At 70.9% G+C, this 16869-nt stretch carries 8 protein-coding genes; 4 read left to right on the top strand and 4 right to left on the bottom strand.

From position 1 onward, the window contains the following. The first annotated feature begins 360 nt into the window (after positions 1-360). Positions 361-5478, top strand: a complete 5118-nt coding sequence (locus tag WMF39_RS49290) for an AAA family ATPase (RefSeq protein ID WP_437743361.1) — start codon at positions 361-363, stop codon at positions 5476-5478. An 84-nt stretch (positions 5479-5562) separates the two neighbouring features. On the opposite strand, the gene WMF39_RS49285 is transcribed toward WMF39_RS49290, so the two are convergent. Next, the gene (locus tag WMF39_RS49285; protein WP_437743360.1) at positions 5563-9126 is read right to left on the bottom strand and encodes a PHP domain-containing protein; all 3564 of its coding nucleotides are present in this window, start codon (positions 9124-9126) and stop codon (positions 5563-5565) included. Between the two features lie 9 nt (positions 9127-9135). Continuing rightward, the gene (locus tag WMF39_RS49280; RefSeq protein ID WP_437743359.1) at positions 9136-10152 is read right to left on the bottom strand and encodes a porin; all 1017 of its coding nucleotides are present in this window, start codon (positions 10150-10152) and stop codon (positions 9136-9138) included. A 939-nt stretch (positions 10153-11091) separates the two neighbouring features. Between WMF39_RS49280 and WMF39_RS49275 the strand changes: the two genes are divergently transcribed. Continuing rightward, on the top strand, positions 11092-11547 hold the full coding sequence (locus WMF39_RS49275; RefSeq protein ID WP_437743358.1) for a hypothetical protein: 456 nt from the start codon (positions 11092-11094) through the stop codon (positions 11545-11547). A gap of 177 nt (positions 11548-11724) precedes the next feature. Here WMF39_RS49275 and fumC read toward each other — a convergent pair whose 3' ends face one another. Then, positions 11725-13122: a class II fumarate hydratase gene (fumC, locus tag WMF39_RS49270; protein ID WP_437743357.1), complete on the bottom strand. Its 1398-nt coding sequence runs from the start codon at positions 13120-13122 to the stop codon at positions 11725-11727. A gap of 189 nt (positions 13123-13311) precedes the next feature. Here fumC and WMF39_RS49265 point away from each other — a divergent pair, with 189 nt between their 5' ends. Both WMF39_RS49265 and WMF39_RS49260 read left to right on the top strand, forming a co-directional pair. Next, a complete protein-coding gene (locus tag WMF39_RS49265) occupies positions 13312-14304 on the top strand; it encodes a fatty acid desaturase family protein (RefSeq protein ID WP_437743356.1) in 993 nt (330 codons plus the stop codon). A 245-nt stretch (positions 14305-14549) separates the two neighbouring features. Beyond that, positions 14550-15788, top strand: a complete 1239-nt coding sequence (locus WMF39_RS49260) for a YncE family protein (protein WP_437743355.1) — start codon at positions 14550-14552, stop codon at positions 15786-15788. 123 nt (positions 15789-15911) lie between these two features. Here WMF39_RS49260 and WMF39_RS49255 read toward each other — a convergent pair whose 3' ends face one another. Further along, positions 15912-16457: a hypothetical protein gene (locus WMF39_RS49255; RefSeq protein WP_437743354.1), complete on the bottom strand. Its 546-nt coding sequence runs from the start codon at positions 16455-16457 to the stop codon at positions 15912-15914. Between the last annotated feature and the right edge of the window lie 412 nt (positions 16458-16869).

Here is a 16869-nt window from a genome sequence, read left to right as displayed (position 1 = left end):
ACCACGACCACGACCACGACCACGACCACGACCACGACCACGTAAACGTTCGGATGTAGGAGAACGCGGCGCGAAGCTTGGTTGCCGCCTGTGAGGCGACCCGCCACGAGGGCCGGGCGGCCCCGGAAACGCCTCACCCGCGCCCAGGAACGAACCTGGGCGCTTCGCGTCGAGTACTCCGCATCACACACAACGACAAGGAACGCGGCGTTGCAGCGTGACACAGCACACGTCGAGCCCCCTTCTTTGCACTCCCTCGGTGAATCCGCAGAAGACCGCCCTATACTGGTCCTTCCCGGACGTAATCGGCCGCACGGTACGTGTGGACGAAGCCATCACGAGGTGGAGCGCAAGCACGTCATGACCACCACAGCACCGTTCGATCTGCCAGGACACGTCGTCGAGCAGCTGATCCATGAGGGCGGCAAGACCCACGTTTACCGCGGCCGCCGCGCCGCGGATCAGCGGCCGGTCGTCATCAAGACGCTGAAGGGGGAGCACCCGAGCGTCCGCGATCTCGCCCTGCTGCGGCACGAGTTCAGCCTCCTGCGCGATCTGGATCTCGAGTCCGTGGTGAGGGTGTGCTCGCTCGAGAGGACGCGCGGCGGCCTCGCCCTCGTCACGGAGGCGGTCGAGGGCACGACCCTGAGGGCGATCCTCGACGATCGCCGGCTGGACCTCCGCGCGGCGCTGGCGCTCTCGGCGGCCATCGCCGACGCCATCGGCGCGGTGCACCGCTGTCACGTCACGCACAAGGACATCAATCCCAGCAACATCATCGTCAGCTCGGACCTGCGCCGCGCCACGCTCATCGACTTCGGCGCCTCGTCGCGGCTCAAGCAGGAGTTTCAACAGTCGACCTCGGCGTCCACCCTTCAAGGCACGCTCGCGTACATGTCGCCCGAGCAGACAGGGCGCATGAACAGGGGCATCGATTACCGCGCCGACCTCTACTCGTTCGGTGTCACGCTGTATGAAATGCTGACCGGAGCCCTGCCGTTCCCGGACGGCGATCCGGTGGACGTCCTCTACAGCCACATCGCGCGGCAGCCCGCCCCGCCGCACGAGCGCAGCGGGGACGTCCCCCGGCCGGTCTCCGAGATCGTCATGAAGCTCCTCGCCAAGGCGCCGGAGGACCGCTACCAGAGCGCGTACGGCGTCAAGGCAGACCTCGCGGAGTGCCTGCGGTCCCTCGAGCAGACAGGCCGGGTCCACCCCTTCCCCGTCGGTCAGCGCGATCGCAGCCACGAGCTGCGCGTCCCGCAGAAGATCTACGGCCGAGACGAGGAGCGGGACCGGCTCCTGGCCGCCTTCGAGCGGGCCCGCGCGGGCGCCGCGGAGCTCGTGCTCGTCTCCGGCTACTCCGGCGTCGGCAAGAGCGCGTTGGTCCACGAGACCTACAAGGCCATCGCCAGGGTCGGCGGCCACTTCGCGCACGGCAAGTTCGATCAGCTGAACCGCGGCGTGCCCTGCGCCTCGGTCGTCCAGGCGTTCAGGGGGCTCGTGCAGCAGCTCCTCTCCGAGCGGACAGACGCGCTGGCCCACTGGCGAGCGGAGCTCGGCGCGGCGCTCGGCCCGAACGCCGGGCTCCTCGTCGACCTCATCCCCGAGCTCGCGCTCATCGTCGGCGAGGCGCCCGCGGTCGCGGCGCTCGGCCCCTCCGAGTCGCAGAACCGCTTCGACATGGTGTTCCGGAGCTTCCTTGGCGTATTCGCCGCTCCGGCGCACCCGCTGGTCCTGTTCCTCGACGACCTCCAGTGGGCGGACCCGGCGTCGCTCAGGCTGCTGCGGCTCCTGCTCACCGACGCCGATACACGCCATCTCCTGGTCGTCGGGGCGTACCGCGACAACGAGGTGAGCCCGGCACACCCGCTCGTCATCACCCTCGACGCCGTCCGCGCCGCGAGCGCGGCCGTGACCGACATCCCCCTCGCCCCGCTCTCGCAGGACGACGTGACGGCGCTCGCCTCGGACGCCCTCGGCCGCGCGGCGCAGGACGTCGCCCAGCTCTCCGAGCTCATCCACGACAAGACGCTGGGCAACCCGTTCTTCATCGGGCAGTTCCTACGAATGCTGAGCGACGACGGGCTCCTCCGGTGCGACCCGGAGACCGGCAGATGGACATGGGATCTCGCAGCCATCGAGTCGCGGGCCGTGACGGACAACGTCGTCGACTTCATGATCGCCAAGCTGCAGAGGCTCGCGCCGCCCACCCAGCGCGCCCTGACGCTCGCCGCGTGCATCGGGCACCGGTTCGACCTGCGCACGCTCGCGACGATCTCCGAGCTGCCGGCCGCGCAGGCGGCGCAGGATCTCTGGGCGGCCATGCAGGAAGGGGTCCTGCTCCCCATCGACGCCGACTACCGGCTCGTGCACCCGGAAGACCCGTCCCACGGCGAGCCCGCGACCGACGCGTCGTTCGCCGTCTCCTACCAGTTCTTGCACGATCGCGTCCAGCAGGCGGCCTATGCCCTCATCGCGGACGAGCACAGATGTGCCGCCCACCTGCGCGTAGGCCGCCTGATGCTGGCCAGCCAGCGCGGCGAGCCGCAGGAAGAGCAGCTGTTCGACACTGTAAACCATCTTAACTATGGTGCCGCCCTCATCGCCGATCCCGGCGAGCGCGATCTGCTCGCGCGCCTGAACCTGCGCGCCGGGAGGAAGGCCAAGAGCTCGACCGCGTACGGGGCCGCGGCGGAGTACTTCAGCGCCGGGCGGAGCGCGCTCGGAGACGACGGCGCCTCGCGGGATCAGGCGCTGCGCTGGGCGCTCACGCTGGAGGCGGCCGAGTGCGAGTACCTGTGCGGCCGCTTCACCGAGGCCGAGGCGCTGTTCCAGCGGCTGCTCGAGGTGGCGGCGTCGAACCTCGATCGGGCGCGGGTCCAGAGCCTGCGGATGAAGCTCTACCAGGTCGCCGGCCGCTACGACGAGGGCGTCACCGTCGGACAGGAGGCGCTGCGCCTGTTCGGCGTCGAGATCCCCGGGGGGAGCGAGGAGATCGGCGCCGCCGTCTCCGCCGAGGTCGCGCAGATCCCGGAGAGCATGGCGGGCAGGAGCATCGAGGACATCCTGCACGCGCCGCTGCTCGCCGACGAGCAGATCCGCGCGGTCATCAACCTGCTCGCCGACTGCGCTCCCTGCGCGTACATCGGGCGGCCGGGCGTGTTCCCGCTCATCGCGCTGAAGATGCTGAACCTGTCGCTGCGGCACGGCAACACCGAGGCGTCGTGCTTCGCCTACAGCGTCTACGGGCTCATGCTCGTCGCGGCGTTCGGCGATATCCCGTCGGGATTCCGCTTCTCGGAGATGTCGATCCGGCTGAACGAGAAGCTCGGGGACATCTCGCTGCGGGGGACGCTGCTGCACCTCCACGGCGATCACATCAATTTCTGGGTCCAGCACATCCGGAACGATCTCCCCATCCTGGAGCGGGCGTTCCTCGCGTGCATCGAGGCCGGCGATCTGGTGTACGCGAGCTACCTGGCCTTCGAGACCGTCTGGCAGGTCTACGAGAAGGGCGATCCGCTGGCGGAGGTCCACCGCGTCGCCGAGCGATTCGCGTCGTTCGCGCGCAAGACAGGCAATCACGCCGTCCTCGAGACGATCCGGCTGGAGCAGCAGTTCCTGCGCAGCCTGAAGGGGCTCACGGCGGCCGACGCCTCGCTGAGCGAGGAGGGCTTTGCAGAGGAGGAATGCCTGGCCGCGCTCACCCGGGCGAGCTTCGGGTGCGGTATCGCCTTTTACCACATCATCCGGCTCATCCTGCTCTATTCCCAGGGACGCCCCGAGGAGGCGCTCGCCGCCGCGGAGGCGGCGCGCCCGGTGCTCGGGGCCGTCATGGCGATGCCGATCGAGGCGACCTACCACTTCTATCTCGCGCTCACGCTGGTCGCGCTCGGCGAGCATGACGAGCGCGAGCGCGAGCGGCACGCCGGGGCGCTCTCCGCGTCGCTCGAGAAGCTCGAGCTCTGGGCGCGCCATTGCCCCGACAACTTCCGCGTGAAGCACGTCCTCGTCCTGGCCGAGGCGGCGCGCGCCTCCGGCCGCGACGTCGAGGCGATGGGGCTCTACGACGACGCCATCGACGCCGCCCGTCAGAGCGAGTTCGTGCAGTACGAGGCGCTCGCGTCGGAGCTGGCTGGCCTGTACTACGCTCGCAAGGGCCGGCGGCGCATCGCCACGCTCTACCTGGACGCCGCGATGCACGCCTACCGGCAGTGGGGGGCAGAGCGAAAGGCCACGGAGCTGATCCGGCAGCACGGGCTCGACCCGCTCCCCATCGCTCGGGGGCCCGCGGCGGAGCACGAGAAGGCCGCCGCGAGATCGAGCTCCATGTCGGTGAGCCACCCGCTCCTCCACAAGCTCGCCGACGTCGCGGCGGTGCTGCAGACGACGCACGCGATCTCCAGCGAGCTCGTGCTCGGGAAGGCGCTCGACCGCGTGATGCGCGCCGTCCTCGCGAGCGCCGGCGGCCAGCGCGGCTTCCTGGTGCTCGCGCGCGAAGAGCGGTTGTTCATCGAGGCGTCCGTCACCATCGATCCTGCGTCGATCGAGGTGGAGCTCCGGCGTCCGCTGGAGGAGTCCTCGGCCCTGCCGGTCAGCGTGGTCCACTACGTGGCGCGGACGCGAGAGCTGCTCATCCTGGACGACGCCGCGGCGAGCCCTCGGTTCGCGGCGGATCCCTACCTCGCCGCGCGCCGGCCAAAGTCGGTGATGGGCCTCCCGCTCGTCCACCAGAACCGGCTGACGGGCGTGCTGTACGTGGAGAACACGCTCGCGAGCGGCGCCTTCACCCCGGAGCAGACCGAGCTGCTCCGCCTCCTGGGCGCGCAGGTCGCGGCGGCGCTCGAGAACGCGCTGCTCTACGGCCGGCTGCAGGAGGTCTCCGAGAGGCACCGCGCCATGAACGATCGGCTCGAGAGCGAGGTGCAGCGGCGCACCGAGGAGCTGTTCTCGGTCAACGAGCGCCTGTCGCAGAAGGCAGACGAGCTGAACCGGGCCAACGAGCTGCTGCTCGAGGAGCTCCGCGAGCGCGAGCGCGCCGAGCAGGCCCGGGCAGCGCTCCAGGAGGAGATCATCGGGGTGCAGCGGCTGCGCCTCTCGGAGATGGCGACGCCCATCATCCCGATCACCGATCGCGTCCTGGTCATGCCGCTCATCGGGACGATGGATGCAGCGCGCGCCGCGCAGGTGCTGGAGGCGACCCTCGCCGGGGTGGAGCGCCACAACCCGTCCATCGTGATCATCGACATCACCGGCCTGAAGCGCGTCGACGCCGGGGTCGCCGACTCGCTGATCCGCACCGCCTCGGCGCTGCGGCTGCTCGGCGCGCAGGCGATCTTGACCGGGATGCAGCCGGAGGTCGCCCGTGCGCTCACGCAGGGCGGGATCGACCTCCGCGGCATCATCACCCGCTCGACGCTCCAGAGCGCCATCGCCCACGCGATCACGCCGTCCCCTACCGCACGGCCCCGCTGAGCGCGCGGCGCGCTCCGCCGTCGCTCCTGCCCGTTGGTGAGGTCTGCGCGGGCCGCGCGCGCGCGCGCGGCCATCGTTTGGGCGCTACGGCGACGCCTGCTTGTCGTCGCAGCGGCCGAGCACGAAGATCCCGCAGACGCGCTCGTTCACCAGGCACTGCTGCCCTTCCGGGCACTGCGACGGATCGAGCACGGCCGGGTCGCACGGCCTCGCGCAGAACGGGGGCGGGCCGCGCGGGGCGTCGTAAACGCCGTTGCCGTCGCGATCCAGGAAGATGGGGTTCGTGACCGCGTAGGGCGCCACCGGGTACCAGTCGGGGACCGGCGGCGACGCCGTGAAGAACCGGGAGAGCGCCTCGACCTGCGTGAACGCGAGGCTCGCGACCCGGGGCAGCTGGAGCTCGCCGAACGACACCGGCAGCGCGACCGGCGTGAGGAGGTTCTCGTCGCGCAGGCCCATCGCCACCACCACGACCCAGCCGTCCGACGGCGGCGCCGGCAATACGAGCCGCTCGTCGACGTCCACGATCGCCGACGGCCCCGAAGGCGGCTCGAGCACCCGGACCAGGCGGCCGCTCACGTAGACCTCGACGCGATCCACGCCGAACCAGCTCGCCGTCTCGATCCGCAGGTCGAGCGGCACCATGTCGCCCTCGACGCGCGCCACGCCGCCGAACGTCGCGCCGCCCACGCTCGCGCGAACGAATGGCCCATACGTGGCGAACGCGCTGCCCGCGCGGAGCGCCCCGGTCGCCTCCTCGAGATCGAGCGCCGACGGCTGGTCGGTCCGCGAGCGGAAATAGGTGCGCGGGAAGCCCGGCTCCAGCGAGGCGCCATGGCTGTCGCTGCTCCCCACCTGCGTCGGCGAGAAGCCGTGGTCGAGGTAGCGGAACAGGTCGTCGACCTGGCCCGCGTGGAAGGTGCACGGCCGATCCGCGTCCTCCAGCGGGACCGGGCCGCCCTCGCCTCCCAGGCAGAGCGCCTCCCCGTCGGCCGCGGTCCTGTCGAAGTCCCAGACGGCGTCCTGCTCCTCGGGCGTCCTCGTCAGGATCCGCTTGGTCACGCTCCAGGCGAGCGCCGAGCGGGCGCGCTGCTGGCAGACCGCGTACCGCTCGCCGGGCTTGCACGCCGGGAGGCCGCCAGGAAGCTCGGCGCACGCCGCGCGGAGCGACGCCTCGTCCGTCGCGGCGTCGATCCGGGACAGGCACCGGTTGAAATCGACGACCTCCTGCACGGTGGGGGTCCGGAGCAGATCGAGCCGCTTCCCGTTGAAGACCTCCATCGCGTCGAAATCGCAGCTGCCCGCCTGGAACAGCGGGTTGCTCGCCTCGAGCGTCGGGATCGACCGGCGCAGCGTGAAGGGGTCGACGCCGAGCTGGTCGATGTACCCGATGAACCCGTCGCGCGGGTGAGCGACGATCACGAGCGCGTCCTCGCCCTCCGCCGCCGTGCCGCGCACCCCGTCGATCACGTCCCCCCCCGCGCGGCAGACCCAGTCGAAGACGCCGTGATCCGGCACGTCGAGCTCGTCGTAGCGGAGCGGGAAGCCGATGAAGTGCCCGAGCTCGAGCGTCGAGACCTCGGCGCCGACCGCCGTCTTCAGGTGCGGCTCGAGCCCCAGCTGCCTCACCGCGGGCTCGAGATCCGTGTGCACGTCGTGGTCGGTGGTCACCGCGACGTCGAGCCCCTCGACGACCGCCGAGGTCACCCGCTCCTCGAGCGGCATGCCGCTGTCGAAGCTCGGGCGCTGGTGCAGGTGCATGTCGATCGACATCCAGCCCGTCGAGTCGACCTCGCGCGGCACGACCGCCTCGATCCGCCGGACCTCCCCGGCGCGCACCTCGAGGTCGGGGATCTCGAACCGGCCGAACTCGGGCCCGCGCGTGGCGAGGACGCGGTAGCGCCCGGGCTCGATCTCGACCGCGCCCTCGCCCGTCGCCGATCGCTCGATCTGCCGGACGCCGCTGCCGAGGCGGCCGTGGCCGAGGTAGACCCGCCTCGTGCCGTCGCCCTCGAGCGGCTGGCCCGCGGCGTCGAGCGCGATGAACGTCAGCTTGGCGGGCGCGAGCCGGCCGCCCTCGTCGACCACCCGGTACGCGATCCGCGCGGGGCTCGGCAGCTCCGCCGCCACCGAGACCGTGGCCCCGGCGCCGAGCGCCACGCGGATCGGCGCGGACACGGCGGTGCCCTCGGGGTTCTCGGCGACGAGCAGGTAGCCGCCGGGCGCGAGCCGCGCGTGGAAGTCGCCGTCCTCCACCGGATCGAGCCCGAGGTCGGCGTCGACGGAGCTGAGCAGCCCCACGTCCCCCGAGCGCGCGAGGTTCGCCTCGACGAGCGCGTCGACGCTCGCGAAGGCGGCGCCCGGGTCGGGGTCGCGGAAGACGTGGACGCGCGCGTTCGGCACGGGCGCGCCCGTCGACCGCCACCGCACGGCGCCCTCGAGCGCGCCGGTCGGCGTGCCCCGGGCGCCGTACACCACCTCGGCGACGCTCGCGATGTCGCCCTCGCCGACGGCGAAGTAGCGCTCGTAGGTGAACGACCGCTTCCGGTCGCACGCGTCGTCGTCGGAGTCCGCGGCGAGGCAGCTCCGGCCGGCGCTCAGGAAGGCCGTCGCCGCGCTCGTGAAGACGGGGACGTTGACCGTGGAGGGCGGGCCGCCCTCCGGCGCCTTCGTGAAATAGCCGTAGCTGACGTCGCCGCCGGCCGCGGCGACGAAATCGAAGCTGAGCGGCTGCTGGAACGTGTCCCGGCCGGAGAAGAGGGCGTCGAACACCGCCTTCTCCTCGTCGAAGCCCATGCCGGGGCCGAAGATGTCGTTCTGGTTGCCGAAGAAGACGAAATCGCCGGCGACGATCCCGCCCTTGCGCTCGGGATCTCCGTTCCGCTCGTCGCCAAGGATGCCCCTGAAGATGTCGGAGGGGCCCGCGTAGTTGTCGAGCGAGAGCGGCTCCCCACAGGCGCACGCAGGGCAGCCGTCGTCGCCCGCCGCGAGGCCGTCCGCGCACTCGAGCGCGCACGAGGCGACGCTCGGGCACCCGAGCACCTCGTCCGGCAGGAGGAGCGTCGTGCGGATCGTGACGAACCGCTCGCCCGGGCGCAGGACGTAGTCGGTGCGGAAGCGCATCGCCGGCTTGAGGCCGTCGAACAGGAGGCCGAGCAGGTCCTCCTGGGTCTTCAGCACGCCGAGCGCGTGGAAGAGGAAGCCGCCGTCGCCCTCGACCCGGACGATCGCCTCCTGCCCGTCGGAGCCGTCGTCGACCACGAAGACCTCGGTGGCGCCCGGATCGGGCACGAGCAGGTTGGCGACCGGGAACGACTCGGCGAAGCGGTCGCGGCCCGACGCGCTCGCGAAGCGCGGATCGGGGCGGCGCAGGTCGGCGTCGACCAGCGAGCCGCCGTAGACGCCCGGCCCCGGCGAGTGGCGCGGGCCGAGGATCGCGACCCGGATCTCGTCGTTTTCCAACAGGAAATCGCCGACATCGGCCATCGCCACCGGGCCGCCGACCAGCTCGAACCGGTTCTCGATCGGCTTGGCGCGCAGGAGGTTCGGCTCGTCGCAACCGACCAGGCCGACCAGGCCGAGGAGAGCGAGGAGGCCGAGGGCGCCGCGCGGCGCGGGCAGGGCGAGGGCGGAGCGGCGTTTTCGCATGGCGGGCCGCTAGAGGTTGAGCTGGAGCTGCAGCGCGACGGCGTCGTTGTCGAGCGCGACGCCGTGGCGCTCCTGCCGGTGGGTGAAGTCGGCCTGCGCCTTGAGCGTGTTGTCGATGAAGTGGTAACTCGCGCCGGCGGTGAGGGCCCAGCTGTCCGTCTCGTCCGAGAGGTCGAGGTTGGGATCGAGCCACTCGAACCGCGCGCTCACCCCGAGCTTGATGCGCCTCACGAAATACCCCACCTCGCCGACGAGCCCTATCGACGTGACCGGGGCGAGCTGGCCGAGCGGCTGCGTCGGGGTGCTCTCGGGGTCGCTCTGGTTCCAGAGGAGCTCGGCCAGCGCGTGCGCGCCCGCGGCCTGGACCAGGACGTCGGCGCCGATGCCGTGGATGTCGCGCGTGCCGCCGTCGCTGAAGAAGTAGCTCGCGCCTGCGCCGACGCGGAGGCGCGAGGCGGCGAGGTCCTGCACCGAGCGAGGGAGGGGGCCGAGCGGCTCGGTGGCGAGCCGCGCGACGTAGGCGATGTGGTCGAAGCGGTTGCCGAAGCTCGCGGCGTTCTCGACATAGCCGGCGAAGAACTGATCCGAGCGCTGGAAGCCGTTGAACATGCCGGCGAAGTAGCTGAACGCCCTGCCCCGGAAGTGCCCCTCGACGTGGAGGCCGACCTGGCGTGAGGGCGCCATGGCGCGCACGGCGAGGGGCCGCTCGATGAGCGCGCCCTCGCCGGCGCCGGCCATCGCGGAGCGGCTGAACGGCACGTCGTGCGCGCCGAAGTAGAGGTTCGCGAAGGGGAAGTGGGCGTAGCCGATCCACGCCTCGGAGAGCCGCGCCGAGGCGTCCGCGCCCCCGGCGAGCTCGCCCGAGACCGCGAACGGCACGTACCCGGCGAGCCTCCCCGCGAAGCCGATGCGGGCGCGCCGCAGGCGAAACCCCTGCCCCTCGGCCACGTCGCCCGCCTGGAGGAAGGCGTCCTCGCCCACGTAGGGGACGGCCTGCGCCTGCACGAGCACGAGGGGAGAGAGCACGAGGCGGCCTATCGCGAGCTGGAACGGCGGTTCGCCAGCGGCCGGCGCAGCGGCCGACCCGGCAGGAGACGGTGCGGCCGCGATCGCGGCGGGCGGCGCAGCGCTGGACGGCGCGGCGCCTGCCGGCGACGTGCTGGCGGCGGCTGCTCCGGGTGCGGCGACAGCGGACGGCGCAACGGTGGCAGGCGGTGCGTCCGGCGTGGCCGCGGGGGTGCCGGGTGTGACCCCGGCAGGGGGCGTGGCCGGCGCGCTGCTGGGCGGCGCAGCTCCGGAAGGTGGCGTGGCCGGCGCGCCGCCGGGGGGAGCCGCGCCGGGCGGCGGCGCGACCGGGATGGCTGGCGCGACCGGGATGGTCGGCGCCGCGGGCGGGGGAACCGGAAGCGCGTCGGCGGCCGGAGGCTGGGCTGGCAGCCGCTGGGCGGGTTGTGCGCTGGCCTGCGGACACCAGAGCGCCACCGCCGCCAGGAGGAGAGGGGCGAGCGCAGCGCCGTCCGGCGCCGCGCTGCCCCCGCGGCGCCGCAGCCGGGCACATCGAGGATCCGCACCGCGACGAGTCCATGCGCAAGGTGTCATTGGCATCCGTGCTGGCCGGCGGGCGAGAGGAATCGCAACGAACTCGGCAACAGCGCCGCTGGCAGGCGCCTTCGTCTATCCCACGTGTCGACAGGGTGTCAACACGCCGCCTCGCACCCGCGCGCACCAGGCGTGTTGCCCTTTCCGGGCACCTGCGATGGGCGTACACTGATTGCTCCCGAACCCCGCGGCGCTCGACGTCGATCGCCGCCCGTTCCCGGAGGCGGGCTCGCCCCGCCGCCGCGCGGAAGGCCGGAGTATCCGGCGCTCCTCGCGGTCGACCTCTCGCTGGATGTCCGTCAGCCGCGCGAAGGCGCGCAAAGGAGGTGGTGAATGAGGGTATGCAGGAGAGCGCACGGAGCTGCCGTGGCGCTGCTCGCGACGCTGGCTGCGCCTGGCATGGCGCAGGCGCAGGAGGTCGGGCCGCCACCCCGGTCGCCCGCAGAGCGGACTGCGACGGTGCTGTCCGACGCACAGTTCAAGGCGCGGTTGGAGGCGCTCGCAGCGGAGCTTCCGTCCGCGCAGATGGGACGTAACTGGAAGCGTGTGGTCGACGAGGCGCTACAGCGGGTGAGCGATCTGCCGCAGGCGAGCGCGCCGGCGCTTCCGTCCTCGGACATTCTTGTGGATCCGGAGGCGCTGGTGGGGCTCGACGACCCGACGCAGGGGTTTCCGGAGGCGGGCGCGACATTCGAGCTTGGCCGCTATGAGGTCACGCTTGCGCCGGTGGTGCTGCCCGTGTCGCCGGTGGTCTGGAACCTGCCTGGCGAGCAGGGGATCCTTCCCGGGGCACGGGTGCGGCTGCCGTGGGCCGTTCCCTAGTCCCCCGGGTTGAAAGAATTCAGACCGGAGCGTCGTTTACGTTGGTGACCGATGGTGGGGTGGAGGGCTTCGTGAGCTGAGCGTGACCGAACGAGCTCGGTTATCGCCGATGCCCCCTCTCCGAGCGCCGGGCAACTCGGCACGACCTCTTCCTTCGCGTCCCCGTCCACCGCAGCCTCACCCGTCCCCGGAAGGCCCGATCATCCTCTCCGGCCGAACGATCTCGTCGAACTTCCCCCCGTCGAGGATCCCGAGCGCGACCGCCGCCTCGCGGAGGGTGCTCCCTTCCGCGTGCGCCTTCTTGGCGATCTTCGCTGCGTTGTCGTAGCCCACGTGCGGGTTCAGCGCGGTCACCAGCATCAGGCTCTCGCGCAGGTTCCGCTCGATGCGCTCGCGGTTCGGCTCGATGCCCCGCGCGCAGTGCTCCTCGAACGACGCGCAGCCGTCGGCCAGCAGCCGGATCGACTGCAGCACGTTGTGCACGATGAGCGGCTTGTACACGTTGAGCTCGAAGTTGCCGCTCGCCCCGCCGATGCCGACCGCGACGTCGTTGCCGAGCACCTGAGCGCACAGCATCGTCATCGCCTCGGCCTGGGTGGGGTTCACCTTTCCCGGCATGATCGAGCTGCCCGGCTCGTTCTCCGGGATCGTGATCTCGCCGATCCCGCAGCGCGGCCCGCTCGCGAGCCAGCGGACGTCGTTCGCTATCTTGGTCAGGCCGCAGGCGAGCACCTTCAGCGCGCCGTGCGCCGCGACGAGGGCGTCGTGCGACGCGAGCGCCTGGAACTTGTTCGGCGCGGTGACGAAGGGCGCCCCCGTGAGCTCGGCGATCCTGGCGGCGACCTTCGCCGGAAACTCCGGGTGGGCGTTGAGCCCCGTCCCGACCGCAGTGCCCCCGAGCGCCAGCTCGCGCAGCGGCGGGAGCGCGCGCTCCACCGCAGCGATGCCGGCGTCGAGCTGCGCCACGTAGCCGGAGAACTCCTGCCCGAGCGTGAGCGGCGTCGCGTCCTGCAGGTGCGTGCGGCCGATCTTGACGATGTCCACGAACGCCGCGCTCTTCTGCGCCAGGGTCTCACGCAGCCGGCGGACCTCCGGGAGCAGGCGGCGCTCGATCTGGAGCGCGGCGACGACGTGCATGGCCGTCGGGAACACGTCGTTCGAGCTCTGCGACCTGTTCACGTCGTCGTTCGGGTGAACCGGCGATTTCGAGCCCATCACGCCGCCGCTCATCTCGATCGCGCGGTTCCCGATGACCTCGTTCACGTTCATGTTGGTCTGGGTGCCGCTGCCCGTCTGCCAGACGACGAGCGGGAAGTGGTCGTCGAGCTTGCCCTCGATCACCTCGTCGGCCGCCGCGACGATGAGCGCGCACCTGTCCGCCGGCAGGAGCCCCAGATCGCGGTTGACGAGCGCCGCCGCCTTTTTCACGGTGGCGAGCGCGGCGATCATCTCCCGCGGGAAGCGCTCGCCCCCGATCCGGAAGTTCTCGAGGGAACGCTGCGTCTGCGCCCCCCAGTAGCGGTCGTCCTGCACCGCGATCGGCCCGAAGCTGTCCTTCTCGATGCGCGTCCCCATGGCCGCGTCTTAGCGGCGGCGAAGGCGCCCCTCAAGCGGCGCGAAGCCCTGTCGCCGGCCCCTGCGCAGGCGCGTAGGGGCATTCGCGCCGCGGGGGTAAAAAGCGGGCGTGCTCTTGTTTTCCCGCCTGTTTTTTGCGAAGTTCCGGGCCGCGCACGCGCGAGAAACACGGAGATCAGCATGGCCGGCATGGACACAGTACCGCGGGAGCTGCTGCAGGCTGCCTACAGGCGCAACCCGATTCACCTGCTCAAGATCCCGCTTCATTTCGGCATCTGGGCCGCGGTCACGTGGGTGCTGTACGCGACGCAGCACCACCCGCTCGCCATCCCGATCGGGGTCGCCTGCTCGTGGTTGATCGCCAACCTCGTCCGCGGCCTCGGCGCCGTGGCGCACGACGCCGTCCACGGCAGCTGCTCGCGCTCGAAGCTCACCTCGTACGTCATCGCCCTGCTCTGCTGGGCGCCCACCGGCATGAGCGTGACGCTGTACACGAACTACCACCTTCATCATCACAAGATCGCGAACACGTACCCTGACGTCGACAACTTCGTCGTCACGGATTACACGCGGAACCCCGTCCTCGCGAGGCTCCTGCTCCTCGCCGTCTACACGTTCGCCTATCCGCTCTACTTCCTGGGCTGCATGGCGCGGTACGTGAAGCGGCTGTCGCCGCTCCAGCGCGTCAAGATGAACGTGGAGCTCCTCGGCTTCTACGGCCTCATGGCCTTCTTCTACTGGGTCATGCCGCTCCAGGTGTTCTTCTTCTTCTATGTCCTGCCGTTCGTCTTCGGCGCCATCCTCGCCAGCGTGACCTCGATGATCGAGCACTACGAGATGCTCCCGGGGGAGGACGCCTACAGCTCTCGCACCTACGGGACGAGCGCGCGCGTCACGAACTTCCTCTGGAACAACGTCACGTACCACAACGAGCACCACAAGTTCCCGGGCATCCCGTTCTACAACCTGCGCAGCTTCCACGAGGCGGCGTATCCCTACTACGATGAGCGGGTGAAGTCCGCCTGCCACCCGTCGATCGTCGGCGTCGCCCTCTCGCTCTACGGCCGTATCCTGAAGCTCGATGTCGCGAAGCTCGACGAGCGGTACCGCGGCCTCAACAAGGACGACGAGCGGCGGAAGATGATGGCGCTGAACGGCATCCAGCCCGGCGCGACCGCCTAAGCTTCGCCCCGCTCGCGACCGAGGTTCGGTCGGCGAACGCCAGACTCCGGCCATCCGCAGGCCGCGCGATAAACTATCCACCAGCTCGATTCTCCCGTGGCCGGCGCCGCCCGATGCGGATGCCGCGGTGAACCCAACGAGGATGGGGTTGCCCGACGGAGATGTGCTGTCCGGGGCAGCGTCACCGAGATCATCTTGCTCCTCCCTGTCGCATCCACGATGCTCGCATCATGGGAGGTGCGTCCGTGCGACTCATCAGGTCTCTGGTTGCCAGCGTTGTGTGGTTGAGCGCCGCGGGTTGCGGTGATGGCATACGCCTCGATCCGCCGAAGCCGGAGGGGCGATGTGTGCCGGGGCAGCAAGCGTCCTGCGCTTGCCTGGGCGGCGACGTGGGGGTGCAGAGTTGCCTCTCGGACGAGACGTTTGGACGGTGCAGCTGCCCCGACGCAACGGGCGGTACCAGCGGCGTGACGACCGGCTCCGGCGGCGGCTCCAGCGGTAGCGGCGGCTCCTCGCCGTCCGAGCTCACCGAGGTCGGCGTCGAGGCCCGCCATGTGATCGCCGACCCTGTCCGGCGCGTGTTCTATGCGACCGTGGCCGGAGACGCTGCTGAGTATGCCAATTCCGTGGTCGTCGTGGACGCCGCGTCGGCCAGGGTGACGGGTTCGGTCTTCGTCGGCTCGCAACCGCTGACCATGGCGCTCTCGGACGACGCCTCGACCCTGTGGGTGAGCCTGCAAGGCAGCTACGAGATACGGCGGGTCGATCTCACGTCGGGCTCGCCCGTGCCGGCCGAGCAGTACCCGCTGCCCGAGGGAGAACTTGGCGATCTCGCCTACGCCGGTCCCATGGTGGTGCTGCCGGGGACGACGGACAGCGTGGCGCTCTCGCTCCACCGGGAGGACGTGAGCCCGAGTTATGCGGGGTCGGCGGTCGTGGACGGCGGCGTCGCCCGGCCTGACCAGACGCCCGGGCACACGGGCGCGTCACGGTTGACGGGCGGCCCGGCCGGACGGGTGTTCGGCTACAACAACCTCCATACGGGGTACGGCTTCTACTCGCTGAAGGTCACGGAGACCGGCCTTACCTCGACCGAGCACGAGGATCTCATCTCCGGCTTCGACACCGACATCGTCTACGCGGACGGCCGGGTCTACGCCACGAGCGGGCAGATCGTGAACGTCTCGAATCCGTCGTCCCCCACGAGGGCCGGAGAGTTCGCGTTCAGCGGGAGCGCCGTGCTCCCGCTCGCACCGGAGCCGCGCCTCCTCATGCTGTCGGTGGACTTCAGCGACCCCGCGGTGCTCCGTTTGCTCGATACGGAGACGTTCGCGCAGGTCGACGCGGTGACCTATCCGGATCTGGACATCGAAGACGCCGTCGATCTCGTATCGATCGACGGCGAGTCGCTCGCCTTCATCGGGAGCCGCGGCTTCGATGATCCGCCGCGCCTCTTCGTCCTCAAGAACCCGTTCGACGGTTGAGCGGCGACGCCCTCGCGAAGGCCGCCGGCGCTGCCGCGGCCTCGACGAGGGCGTCGATCAAGCAGGACGTGATTGCGCTGAACGGCATCCAGCCCGGCGTGACCGCCTGAGCCGGGCGAAGGCTCAGTCCGCGGCGAAGCAGTAGATACGGCCCGCGCCGCCCACCGCCGCGAGCTGCTGCTGGCTGCAACCCGCGGGGGCGTGCACGGAGTTCCACGAGTTGTAGGGGGCCTGGCCGCTCATCCCCGGACCGAGGCCGTCGGAGTGCCCCACCTGCGGCCCAGGCGTGGCGGTGGACGACGTCCAGTCATTGCACGTGGCGGCCAGGGCCGTGCCGTCCGCCGCCGAGCCCGTGAGGATGTCGTGCTCGATCGGCGTGGGAGAGCCCTGCCACTGGCCGTTGATGGGGTTGCCCTTGTGATCGACGAAGAGCTCCGGGTTGCCCCCGGGCAGCGCGTGCAGCGCCTCGACAGTGGCGGCCACCGTGACGCCCTTGGCGTTGACCCAGGGCCCCTTGCCGATGCGATCGCGGGCATCCTCCGTGCTCGTGCTCAGGTACGCGCGCCACGTGCGACCGCCGGCGCCCACCTCGGCCGCCAGCGCCTGGCAGGTCGCGTCCGCGCCGGCGATGCCGCCCAGATCGCCGCCGCTGTCGCTCGGGGTGGACACGAAGAAACCCAGGGATGAGGTGCCCGGGTCGCCGCCGGCCCCGGTAGCGGGCCCGCCTGCTGTTCCCGCGCCGCCCTCGCCTGCGCCGCCCTCGCCTGCGCCGCCCGATCCGCCCGTCCCAGCCGCGCCGCCTCCTCCGACGCCCGTGCTCCCTGACCCGCCGCTGCCTCCGGTACCGCTGCCCGAGGCGCTGCTGGTCGAAGTGCTGCTGCTGGACTGATCATTACTCGTATCGCTTGGATTGGATTCATCCGAGCAGGCCGTAGAGGTGACGAGGAATGCTGCGGAAAGGGCGAGGTAGATCTTGTGCACGGCAGAGCTCCTGAGTGGGCGAATGGCGCGCACGATACCGACAGCTCACCCCTTGCCGCAACCCTCGATCGCGGAAATGCGGATAGGTTGGAGACAGGTC

The organism is Sorangium sp. So ce1504, assembly GCF_051521635.1.
Classification (GTDB): Bacteria; Myxococcota_A; Polyangia; order Polyangiales; family Polyangiaceae; genus Sorangium; species Sorangium cellulosum_B.
This window is presented reverse-complemented; position numbering and strand designations above follow the sequence as displayed.